Below are 11,468 nucleotides of genomic sequence, written 5' to 3'. Positions count from 1 at the left end.
GAAATAATCGAAGGGCACCTTATGCCAGATCATGTTCATATGTTAGTGAGTATTCCACCGAAGATATGCGTATCAAGCTTCATGGGATATTTGAAAGATAAAAGTTCGTTGATGATCTTTGATAGACATGCCAATCTCAAATATAAATTTGGCAACAGAAAGTTTTGGGCGGAAGGGTTCTATGTCACAACAGTTGGACTCAATGAAGCCACAATTCAAAAGTATATCAGAGAGCAAGAAAAGTCGAATTTAATCTCGGATAAATTGAGCAATAAAGAATATGAAAACCCCTTCAAGGGGTAAGCCAAAGTAGCAAAGACACTGAGCTTGAACGAAGAGAAAGCAGCGTCATTTAGGCGCAGTCGGTAACAAGCCCTTATAGGGCAAGAGCAAACCACCCGTTTTACGGGTGGTTATGATTACTTTAATTTGGTTATGAAATTAAAGTGTGACACCTTTCTTCGCAAGGAACTCATCGTAAGTTCCTTGGAAATTAGTCACTTTTTCAGGTGTAATTTCAATAATACGATTTGCTAATGAACTTACGAATTCACGGTCATGAGAAACAAAAATCAAAGTGCCTTGATAAAGTTCTAATGCCATATTCAATGATTCGATAGATTCCATATCTAAGTGGTTAGTTGGTTCATCCATAATCAGAATGTTTGGTTTTTGCATCATTATCTTACCAAATAACATTCTGCCTTTTTCACCACCTGATAAAACTTGAACTGATTTTTTCAAGTCATCTTGAGAGAACAGTAAACGACCTAACACGCTACGTACAGATTGCTCGTCATCTTCTGGTTTCATCCATAAGCTCATCCAATCAAATACGGTCATATCTACTTCAAAATCAGTTGCGTGATCTTGTGCATAATAACCAATATTTGAGTTTTCAGACCATTTTAAACGGCCTGTATCTGGTGTTAATTCACCGACTAATGTTTTAATCATCGTCGATTTACCCACACCGTTATTACCTAGAATGGCAACTTTTTCGCCCACTTCAAGCATCATATTGACGTCTTTAAACAGTGGGGCATTATCATCATAGCCTTTAGAGATATTTTCCACTTCAAGCGCATTACGGAATAATTTTTTCTCTTGTTCAAAACGAATGAATGGGTTTTGGCGGCTAGAGGCTTTAACTTCAGCTAATTGAATTTTCTCAATTTGCTTAGCACGAGAGGTTGCTTGGCGTGATTTAGATGCATTAGCACTAAAGCGACTTACGAAAGATTGTAATTCACTAATCTGTGCTTTTTTCTTCGCATTATCGGCTAATAAACGTTCACGTGCTTGAGTTGCAGCAAACATATATTCATCATAGTTACCCGGATGAACAGCAAGCGCACCATAGTCTAAGTCAGCCATGTGCGTACATACCATATTTAGGAAATGACGGTCATGGGAAATAATAATCATGGTGCTGTTACGTTCATTTAGCGTTTGCTCAAGCCAACGAATGGTATCAATATCCAAGTTGTTCGTCGGCTCATCCAGTAACAAAATATCTGGATCAGCGAACAGGGCTTGTGCAAGTAACACACGTAATTTCCAACCCGGAGCCACTTCACTCATAGGGCCATTATGTTGTTCTAATGGAATACCTACGTTTAGCAATAATTCGCCAGCACGAGACTCAACAGTGTAACCGTCCATTTCACCAAATTTCACTTCAAGATCGGCAACACGTAAACCATCTTCTTCGCTCATTTCAGGTAAGCTATAGATGCGTTCACGCTCTTGCTTCACTTCCCAAAGTTCAGTGTGACCCATAATCACAGTATCAAGCACAGTAAACTCTTCATAAGCGAACTGGTCTTGTTTTAGTTTACCAAGACGTTCATTAGGATCGAGGAATACGTTGCCGCTACTTGGCACTAAATCGCCACCTAAAATTTTCATAAAGGTTGATTTACCGCTACCATTGGCACCGATTAAACCATAGCGATTTCCGCCACCGAATTTAACAGAAATGTTTTCAAACAGTGGCTTTGAGCCAAACTGCATAGTGATATTATTGCTGATTAACAAGACGAATACTCATTATTAGTGAATGACAAAAGGTAATGGGGCGGCATTATGCCATAAGTTACCCCTATTAAGACAGTAAAGTGACGAATGTCTGTTAAGGAATTTTGGCTGTAAGAGAAAAAATCATCATATTGTGAGTTATTGTCCATAATAAAAGTAAGAAAAAGAGATAACGCAAATACGCTATCTCTTAATGGTGAGCTTAACTTAAAACTTAATATATTCACCGCGCACGCAACGACTTAGTAACCACTTAGTAACTATTTGGAAGGTACTAAACCCGGTTCAACTACAGCATAAACTTGGTCATCTAGAAGATCAGCCTCAAGAATCTGAGTCACTAAACGCGCAACATCTCGGCGATTCACTAAACCATGAGTCTCTTCATATTGATAAAGCTGAGCCTTACCCGTTTCTTCACCATTCAGTAATCCACCCGGTCTTACTATTGCATAATCAAAACGACTGGTTTGCAACCACACTTCAGCCAATGATTTTTCTCTTACGGCTTGGCCAAACGCTGCTTTTGCTCTGTCAGATAAGGCACCCCAACTATCACCACATCCTAAAGATGAAACCATTAGCATACGTTTAAATCCCATTTTCTCCGCAGTATCAATGACAGTTCGATGAGCCAGATAATCATTTTCACCGCCCATTGTGGAAATAATATCTGCTTCTTTTCCTGCTAATGTTAAAACAGCTTCAACAGCTTTAGCATCAATCGCATCACCGATAACGGTTTTTATCCCTTTTTCTTCTAAACGATTAGTCGCTTCTTCGGAACGAACTAAAGCCACAACAGAGCGTTGTTGTGTAACACCAATATCCGCAATATGTGCGCCAACACCTTTACCGCCAGCGCCAAAAATAACCCATGTTTTCACGCGCAATTATTCCTTATTTAATTGTTGTGCTAATTGACGGAAGGCTGATAATTGTTCTGGCAATAATTGACGATGTTCATCTCTGCCAAGGAAAATCTTAAACATTGCAACGCCTTCTTGATTGAAAAATAAAATAGAGGCGGTATCCATACCCATAAATTTACGCTCGATCATTGCAATATATTGGCAATTTTCAGCTTTAATATGGCCTGTCATTCCTTTTTTGCCACGTAAGTTAAAATAGCCATGTCGATGAAAACCACTTGGTAATTCACCGCTAAATTCTAAAATAACATCTTGAGTATGCACAATTGTGGTGACATTACCCCATTTCATCACACTATCCCATACAGTATCGAATTGTTCGCCACTCATTAATGAGCGTGATGGTAAATGTCTCACGACCTCCAACACTGTGGTATTAAATTGTGTTGCAATAGTTTCCAATGTTCCATCAGGCTCAGTCATTAAAAATTGTTGTAATTCAGTATTCATGATGTTGTTTCCGTCTTCTGATTAATATTCGGGGTAATAAAATTAACGAGGCGTATTTAATTGCAAAATTAATTGCTGTAAGGATGTCAGCAAGTTACTTGCCCAAAACCGACCTTCATTGGTGAGTTTCATACAAAGAAAATCATCTTCGACAAGACCTGCTTGATACCATTGATTTAATAAAGGGGAGAGCAGAGTCGCTTGCGGACTTAACTTGGCTAAATCAACACGCCCGCACTCAATACCAGCTTGTAATTCATGACGCCAACGAAAACCACTGTCAGTTGTACGACTCATCATCATTAAAGGCTTTTGGTTATCTGTAATTTTTTGATAATAGCTATCCAATGAACGCTCAATCATCCATGAATACCCATTAACCGAACCACCAGCACCAGAGCCAAAGGCAAGGCAATCCGCGCCTTGTTTAATTAATAAATTATAGAGATTGCGCTCACGAGTTGTTCTAGCCCAATGGCTATTACTTATCTGATGCCAACCCACATTCTCCATAAAATCACAGCCTTGAAGATATAATGCACGTCGTTCTATCGGCGTTGGCACAGTGACTCGCTGATTTTCAACCGCTTTACCTAATGGTGTATTGGGTAGCAAATTTAATGCGTACAGATCGACACCATCTAAACCAATATCATGGGCAATAGTGAGATCTTCTTGCCAATTTTCCGCATTTTGTCCCGGCAATCCGAATAACAGATCGCACACCACAGCGGCTCTATCACGTAAACAAAGCCCTTTCATAAACTTAACGGCTTCTTCACCCGTTGATGTTCTTGCCATTCGTTTACGAATTTTGCTATTAAAGGTTTGAATACCAATGGAAAAACGGTTTGCACCTGCATCTAAACAAGCATCAATTCGATTATCATCAAAATTTAAAACGCGGCCTTCAATCGTAATTTCACAATCTGGTGCTAAAGGAAGTGATTGGCGCAAATGTGTGATCACACGATAGAGATCTTTTGCTGATAAGGCAGAAGGGGTTCCGCCACCAAAATAAACGGCATGAATTGGTGCTGACTGATAAAGTAAGCTATCTGATTCAGCCGATATCTCACGCAATAATGCGTCGGTATAGCGCGTGCAGGCTTCTTCATGGTAGTTATTTTGATAAAAACCGCAAAATGTACAATGAGTTGCACAAAAAGGAATGTGGATATACAACAAACGTTTACATGCAGGTGTTTTACTTTCTAATAAAGCTTGCCATGTTGATTGGTGCTCTTCTTTTGCAATAGGTACAGAGCCTCTCCATGGCATTGTGGCATGTCTATCGCGAAAAGGGCTATCACCCTCAAGTGCAAAATGGGGAGTAAGATCGATTTCAGTCGAAGATTGTATGCTATGTGTTGCGACTAACTCTTTCATTATTAAATCATTCCTACTTATTATCATGAACAGGATCAGCGGGATAAAACTGTTGATGCAATAACTCCACTGCATCTACAATACGAGGCCCCATTCCCAAAATAAGGGATTGATCAATTTCAATAATACGTTGGTTTTTCCATGCTTGAGTCATTGAAACACCAGGTACAGAAGCAAGCCCTTCAGAAGCCCTTAATCCACCGGTTTGGGTTTTCTGACTTTGTGTTGTAATAACAATTAATTCTGGATTGGCAGCAATAATCGCCTCTGCACTATAAATACGATAGTTCTCGTGCATGGCAATATTCTCTCCACCAGCTAAATGAAGAATGGCATCCGCGACACTGGTTTTTCCTGCAACTTGAGGAATTCCACCTCCAGGTGAAAGAAAAAACATCACTTTTACTTTTTGCTTAATTTGATTATTTTTAGCGTTGATTACGGCTAAACGAGATTGAAGAGAATCAATTAATGCTTCTGCTTCCTTTTGTTTATCTAATGAAATCGCTAGTGTACGAATATTTTTAAGCATCAATTCAAATGTGGCGGGTGTTCTTGGTAAGGAAATTACCTTTACGTTATGCTGTGCCAGTTGGCGTAATACCATTTTAGGTTCTGCATCATCCCAAGTTACAAAAGTAGAAGGGCGTAAAGACAAAATTCCTTCTGTGCTTAGCTGTTTCCAGTATCCGATATGAGGCAATGCTTGCGTTTGTTCAGGGTAAGACGTCGTTTCATCAACGCCAACAACCTTATTTCCAGCACCTATGGCATAAACTAATTCTGTGATAGAGCCACCGGCAATAACCCAACGTTCACTATTATTGTTATCTTTTGCCATTAAGTTAAAAGGTAACAATAACAAGCTAAATGCGATCATTATTTTTTTCATAATTAAAATGCCCATGTCAGACCAACCGCAGCATTAATACCCGTAGCAGGGATAGATTCATGAGCCGTTTGATAACGCTTATTTAAAATATTATTTAAATCAAAGTTGATACGGTATTGATCGTTATTGCCAAATTCCGTACTCAGTGAAAGATTAACCGTTGTCCAACCGGCATAATGCTGTTTGTTTTCGGGGTTGCTATGATCTTTCGCTTTTGTTGCTGCTCTTAAATACAAATCTGACATTAAATTCATATTATTGAGCAATAATAAATGTTTAACGCCAAAGCGAGTCGTTAATGTAGGTTCGCCGGTATCCCATGTTTTCAATGTTGAACCAATAAATTGGCGACGCATCACATTGGCAGAAATATAAGGCGTAATTGACCAACCTTGGTATTGAGCCATCACTTCCATACCATAGGTTTTAGCGCGGTCGATATTGTCATAATAGAAATAATCTGCTCGTCCTGTTTTTCTATTTCCTTCGCAAATAGATTCGCCTGCACAGGCAAGAGATGTGATGTAATCTTTAGCTTCAGAATAATAAATCGCGCTATCGATATACCAATTATTCCCTTTATAACGCGCACCAAATTCCACATTATTAGAGTGTTCAGCGTCAAGATCTCGATTACCGTAAGTCACCGCACCGCCAGCCGTCGTGTTCATAAATTGCTGAACAAGCGTTGGGAAAACATAACCTTGTGCAAACGCGAGACGTAATTCTGTATCTTTGAATCCAGAATAACGTAAATTAGATGACACAATAAATGCGTTATCTCTTACAGGATCAGAGCCCAATGTCTTATAACTTGTTCCTGTTTTATTATGATGAACAATTTCATCACCATCTTGTAATTCTGATTTCAACCAATATTGTCTGGCGCCCATTGTCCATGACCAATCCTCTGTTATTTTCCAGTTATTTTGGGCAAAAACAGAAACATTGGTTTGTTTACTGCGGTTATGTAATAGGGATTGTTTTTCATAATTTACAGCTGGTGGAAAACCTGTTGTGCTATTTGAAGATGTTTGACCAACAGAGGTTTGTTTTACTTTATCTTGTTGATATTGAGCTCCTAAAATTAACTCATTATTTGCAGGTAACGTAAAGTTTGCCTGCACAGTCATACCATAAGTATTCTGTGTATCTTCCGATTGGGTTCTGTTTTTAACCGTCAGATTCCCAATCTTTGGGCTATCTGTTGGCGTAACAACACCCACGCGGTTCTCAAATTCTCTCTCTATACGCTGTGTGTAAGCATCAATATGAAGTTTTTTGAAATAATCAGCATCCACATCATAGTCATAAAATAAACCTACTTTTTCACGCTCAAGTTTAGGCACTTTAACGCTAAACTCTTGATACTTTCCTTCATCCGCGTAATAAGATTGTGTCGATAAATTATAACGATCGAGTGAAAGGCCAAACTTATGTTTATCCACTTTATAACCTAACCATGCACCTTGACCGTTATTTCTAAAATGCGTATTAAGTAAACGCCCATCAGGCGTATATCTATCGCCATGATCGGCATAACTTCCATTAAGGCGATATTCAAAATCACCGATAGTACCTGAAATTAACGCAGACTCTCGCCATCCCATTGTGGCTGAGTCATAAACAACTTTCACATTTCCGCCAAAAGGCTTATCGCCACCTTTTTGAGTGATTAAATTCACTACACCGCCAATAGCCTGTGAGCCATAAAGTACAGAATAGGGGCCTTTAACCACTTCAATGCGCTCTAGTGCAGATTCATCAATTAAAATACCAGCACCAAAGTTTTGACCACCTCGCTGATAGGTCACTTCTTGCCCATCAACCAACAAAAGCACGCGTGATGATGCTTCTCCACGAATGCGGATTTGTTTACGACCAGCGAGACTATTATCCGTGACTTCAACACCTGGGATATCACGTAATTGGTCTGCAATAGAAGAAGAGGTTGATTGAGTTAATGATTCTTTATCAATAACTTGAATAGTAGCAGGGCTATTCCATAAAGAAGATGCGTTACGTGTTGTAGTAACAACGAGAGTTTCTTCTTCAGGCGAAATATTATTAGCAAAAGTGTATTGAAAGAGTGAAAGTGTTAAAGCTGATAATACGAAGCAAGGCTTAAATCGAATATACATAATCGCGAACCTTAATGAGATCAATAATAATTATCATTCGCTTTATAATTTAAGTTTATCTATTCATCAACCACAAAAAGGTAAATAGAATACATCTTTGATTTAAATCAACGTAAAGGTGTGATCTCATGCATATTAGGTGCTTAAATAAACAGAAATGACACAGATAGAAGGGTTTTTAAGCAAGTAGAGAAAAGAAGGTAAGTAAAAACACTCGGTTTATATTCTTACCTTCATTATCGAGAGAGTTAGGTTAAATGGGAGAAAATAAAAGCGGATAAAAACTATTCTAATGTTTTAAGAAAAACTTTAAGCAATTGGTTTAATGTTTGTTGTTCTTGTTGTGATAAACCAGAGACTAAACGTTTTTGATTTTCGACGTGCGCTTCTATTACTTGGTTGATTAAACCCAGACCTTCCGGTGTTAGCGAAACTAAAAAACCACGCCCATCTTCCGGATTAACTTTACGAATAACCCAACCTGCTTTTTCTAATTGGTCAATACGATTTGTCATCGTGCCTGATGTAACCATCAGTGTTGATAACATCTCACCAGGAGAAAGGGTATAAGGATCTCCTGCGCGTCGTAGTGTAGCAAGAACATCAAAACTTGACGTATTTAAGCCAAATTGAGAGAAAACTTTCTCCATTTCGCGCGAAAGGTGCAAAGTTATATTCCCCAATCGACCAATTAATCCCATCGGACTAATATCAAGATCAGGGCGCTCTCGCTGCCATTGTTTAGTAATTTTATCTATTCTGTCCATGTATTCATATTGTCAATTATTTATCTTGACGTCAAGGTATTACCAATTTATCTTGACCTCAAGATAAATTGGTGTGGTAACAATTAAACGAGTGATTTTATGAATAGATACACAACATTACTATTAACGGCATTAGCTCCCATTGTATGGGGGAGCACCTATATTGTAACAACGGAAATGTTGCCCGCTAATGTTCCCATGACACTAGCTGCATTACGTGCATTACCCGCAGGAATTTTATTATTAATTATCATGAGACAACTACCTCAAGGTATATGGTGGTTACGTGTCATTATTTTGGGGATTTTAAATTTCTCGTTGTTCTGGTGGCTATTATTTATTTCAGCCTACCGTTTACCCGGTGGTGTCGCTGCAACTGTGGGGGCAGTTCAGCCTTTAATTGTCTTATTTTTATCTCGTTGGTTATTACAAACACGTCTGTCGTGGTTATCTATTTCAGCCGCATTAGGCGGTATTTTTGGTGTAGCAATATTGATATTAACACCGAATGCAGCACTTGATCCTATCGGAATAATTGCAGGATTAGGCGGCGCATTTTCTATGGCCACAGGTACTGTATTAAGTCGTCGTTGGCAACCGCCAGTTACACCTTTAACTTTTACAGCTTGGCAATTAACTGCTGGTGGCGCTGTATTATTACCTTTTGCATTATTATTTGAACCCGCATTACCTTCATTAACAGGAATTAACCTTTTAGGTTTGGCTTATTTAACCTTAATCGGTGGAGCATTAACCTATATTTTCTGGTTTAGAGGACTTGCATTATTAGGGCCAAGCTCTGTGGCTTCATTAGGCTTTTTAAGCCCACTAAGTGCGGTTATTTTAGGTTGGGCATTGTTAGGGCAACAATTAACGAACTTACAAATTCTAGGCATGATCGTAATATTACTCAGCATCTGGGCTAATCAACAGTCAGAAAAACGAGAAAGAGCAAAGCTTCAATCACTTAGTTAGGATTAATGTGTTATTTTAGACGCCATAAATACAGACCATTTAATACCGACTGTTTAATACCAAATAATCAAGAGAGTGTTGTTATGCCTATATGGGTTGATGCTGATGCATGTCCAAAAGTAATCAAAGAAGTGTTATATCGTGCAGCAGATAGAGAAAAAGTGATTATTACTTTTGTTGCTAATCAACGATTAATCGTACCCGCATCGCCTTTCTTACGTACATTACAAGTTTCTGCTGGGTTTGACGTTGCTGATAACGAAATTGTTCGCCGTACTAATAAAGATGACTTGGTTATTACCGCTGACATTCCATTAGCAGCCGAAGTCATAGAAAAAGGCGCAGTTGCTCTAAATCCAAGGGGCGAGCGTTATACTGAAGCAACTATTCGGGAACGTCTAAATATACGTGATTTTATGGATACGATGAGAGCAAGCGGGATTCAAACTGGAGGTCCCGCAAGTTTAAGTCAACGTGACCGTCAACTTTTTGCAAATGAATTAGATAAGTGGTTTTTGCAACAAAAGAAACGTACTTAATTTAGACAGCAATAAATGCTTTTAATAAATAAACGGGCATAGGTATTATTGCCCGTTTTTCTTTAAGATAAACTTTAGATTATTTCTTTTTTATAATGAGATCAGACATAACGCTTGGTGCCTAAAATACTGGGTTTCTTCCCTTTAAAAACATGAGGGCCATCCATTGTTAATTTAAGCTCATTACCATTGCGTGTTAACCAAGGTGTTGCTTCACTACCTGCTCTTGATGTTACACCTGATGGTTTTAATGTAATACTATCTTGATCAATTTCAATAATACCAATCACATAGGTATAAATCATATTATTGAAAAAGCCTTTCTTATACTCACAAGAACATTCAACCACTTGATTGCCATATTCCATACGCATTGTTGGTTTTAATGAGGCAACAGAGACGCAGCCGTTACTAATCGCAGAGTAGACACTACAAACTAACGCAACTTTACCACCCATTAATTGGGAAATAGCAGGATTAATCTCAACGGTTTCACAACCGGGTTGTTCTTGACTCACACTAATCACATCACCGGTATGGAAAACAAAAGGATCAGAATTAAAAGCACCGCTTTTATCTGGCGCTTGAATAATCGACATTTGACCATTCGGACGTAAAATTCCCACACGAAGATCTAAATCATCATTATCTTTTCCATCACCATTATCTATCCATGTTGCACTGACTAAAATACGTTTAGGTGCATCATTACCTTTTATCAATGAAACACGATGACTACTATCGGGTTTAGTCAGCTTCACTACGTTTTTTTGTACATTTACAGGAGGCGATGGTGGTGTAACAACCGGAGCAGGCTCTTCAACTTCAACACCATAAAGGTTACATAAACCCGCAAGTCCAGAAGCAAAACCTTGCCAAACCGAACGGACTTTATTCTGACCATTTCGAACATAAAGTTCTAAAACGATGATGCCTGTTTCTTGTGAAAATTGGCTTGGTGCTAACTCAATAATTTCATTATTTATCAGCACTTGTGCTTTTAATTGATTAACAACGGCAAAACCGCCAGCACAGCCGTCTTGCGTTAACGTAATAGCTACTTTAGTAATATTTGCAGGTAAACGGGAAAAGTCAAAATCAATACTATGAATAACTGTGGAGCCTTGAGTTATCGGTGAGATAAATGAAGCCGCACCAGAAGCGTGATGAGGAGCATTAAAGAAAACCATATCGTCGTCATTTACGACTTTTCCTGAGCCTGTTACTAAAAATGCAGTCAGATTAATATCAAGGTTATCGCCTACTGCATGAGAGACTTTAACTTGTCCTTTATTTTCGCTAAGTGATGTGTTTTCACCAGGTTGCAACGTTTTACTCATTAA

At 38.6% G+C, this 11,468-nt stretch carries 11 protein-coding genes; 3 read left to right on the top strand and 8 right to left on the bottom strand.

Going from position 1 to position 11,468, the window contains the following annotated elements:
- Window positions 1-303 (top strand): IS200/IS605 family transposase (gene tnpA, locus GWJ01_RS07470; protein WP_161710604.1); only part of this gene is annotated, 303 nt, incomplete at its 5' end.
- A gap of 138 nt (window positions 304-441) precedes the next feature.
- Here the strand turns inward: tnpA and GWJ01_RS07465 are convergent.
- The 7 genes from GWJ01_RS07465 to GWJ01_RS07435 form a co-directional block, all read right to left on the bottom strand.
- Entirely contained in the window at window positions 442-2,040 is a 1,599-nt protein-coding gene (locus GWJ01_RS07465) for an ABC-F family ATPase (RefSeq protein WP_109393759.1), read from the bottom strand.
- 260 nt (window positions 2,041-2,300) lie between these two features.
- Window positions 2,301-2,927: an NAD(P)H-binding protein gene (locus GWJ01_RS07460; RefSeq protein ID WP_161710915.1), complete on the bottom strand. Its 627-nt coding sequence runs from the start codon at window positions 2,925-2,927 to the stop codon at window positions 2,301-2,303.
- A gap of 6 nt (window positions 2,928-2,933) precedes the next feature.
- Entirely contained in the window at window positions 2,934-3,422 is a 489-nt protein-coding gene (hutX, locus tag GWJ01_RS07455) for a heme utilization cystosolic carrier protein HutX (RefSeq protein ID WP_202611125.1), read from the bottom strand.
- A 42-nt stretch (window positions 3,423-3,464) separates the two neighbouring features.
- A complete protein-coding gene (gene hutW, locus GWJ01_RS07450; RefSeq protein ID WP_202611120.1) occupies window positions 3,465-4,811 on the bottom strand; it encodes a heme anaerobic degradation radical SAM methyltransferase ChuW/HutW in 1,347 nt (448 codons plus the stop codon).
- A gap of 13 nt (window positions 4,812-4,824) precedes the next feature.
- Window positions 4,825-5,703 carry a heme/hemin ABC transporter substrate-binding protein gene (locus GWJ01_RS07445; protein WP_227003223.1) on the bottom strand — a complete coding sequence of 293 codons (879 nt, stop codon included), beginning with the start codon at window positions 5,701-5,703 and terminating at the stop codon, window positions 4,825-4,827.
- Between the two features lie 2 nt (window positions 5,704-5,705).
- A complete protein-coding gene (locus tag GWJ01_RS07440; protein WP_109402958.1) occupies window positions 5,706-7,844 on the bottom strand; it encodes a TonB-dependent receptor plug domain-containing protein in 2,139 nt (712 codons plus the stop codon).
- Between the two features lie 284 nt (window positions 7,845-8,128).
- Window positions 8,129-8,611 carry a MarR family winged helix-turn-helix transcriptional regulator gene (locus GWJ01_RS07435; protein ID WP_109402957.1) on the bottom strand — a complete coding sequence of 161 codons (483 nt, stop codon included), beginning with the start codon at window positions 8,609-8,611 and terminating at the stop codon, window positions 8,129-8,131.
- 99 nt (window positions 8,612-8,710) lie between these two features.
- Between GWJ01_RS07435 and GWJ01_RS07430 the strand changes: the two genes are divergently transcribed.
- Together GWJ01_RS07430 and GWJ01_RS07425 are read left to right on the top strand one after the other, a co-directional pair.
- Complete coding sequence (locus GWJ01_RS07430; protein ID WP_161710914.1) at window positions 8,711-9,586, top strand: EamA family transporter; 876 nt, start codon at window positions 8,711-8,713, stop codon at window positions 9,584-9,586.
- 83 nt (window positions 9,587-9,669) lie between these two features.
- A complete protein-coding gene (locus GWJ01_RS07425) occupies window positions 9,670-10,125 on the top strand; it encodes a YaiI/YqxD family protein (RefSeq protein ID WP_109402955.1) in 456 nt (151 codons plus the stop codon).
- A gap of 101 nt (window positions 10,126-10,226) precedes the next feature.
- On the opposite strand, the gene GWJ01_RS07420 is transcribed toward GWJ01_RS07425, so the two are convergent.
- Window positions 10,227-11,465: a TerD family protein gene (locus tag GWJ01_RS07420; protein ID WP_161710913.1), complete on the bottom strand. Its 1,239-nt coding sequence runs from the start codon at window positions 11,463-11,465 to the stop codon at window positions 10,227-10,229.
- Window positions 11,466-11,468 lie beyond the last annotated feature (3 nt).

It is taken from the genome of Proteus sp. G2618, assembly GCF_009915995.1.
GTDB lineage: Bacteria > Pseudomonadota > Gammaproteobacteria > Enterobacterales > Enterobacteriaceae > Proteus > Proteus terrae.
The sequence above is the reverse complement of the archived record's forward strand: the minus strand, read 5'-3'. Positions and strand labels throughout refer to the sequence as shown.

Bases quoted from the DNA above. Each gene is read 5' to 3' on its own strand.
- hutX (WP_202611125.1), bottom strand. From the start codon at position 3,422: ATGAATACTGAATTACAACAATTTTTAATGACTGAGCCTGATGGAACA.
- GWJ01_RS07420 (WP_161710913.1), bottom strand. From the start codon at position 11,465: ATGAGTAAAACGTTGCAACCTGGTGAAAACACATCACTTAGCGAAAAT.
- GWJ01_RS07430 (WP_161710914.1), top strand. From the start codon at position 8,711: ATGAATAGATACACAACATTACTATTAACGGCATTAGCTCCCATTGTA.
- GWJ01_RS07445 (WP_227003223.1), bottom strand. From the start codon at position 5,703: ATGAAAAAAATAATGATCGCATTTAGCTTGTTATTGTTACCTTTTAAC.
- GWJ01_RS07440 (WP_109402958.1), bottom strand. From the start codon at position 7,844: ATGTATATTCGATTTAAGCCTTGCTTCGTATTATCAGCTTTAACACTT.
- hutW (WP_202611120.1), bottom strand. From the start codon at position 4,811: ATGAAAGAGTTAGTCGCAACACATAGCATACAATCTTCGACTGAAATC.
- GWJ01_RS07425 (WP_109402955.1), top strand. From the start codon at position 9,670: ATGCCTATATGGGTTGATGCTGATGCATGTCCAAAAGTAATCAAAGAA.
- GWJ01_RS07435 (WP_109402957.1), bottom strand. From the start codon at position 8,611: ATGGACAGAATAGATAAAATTACTAAACAATGGCAGCGAGAGCGCCCT.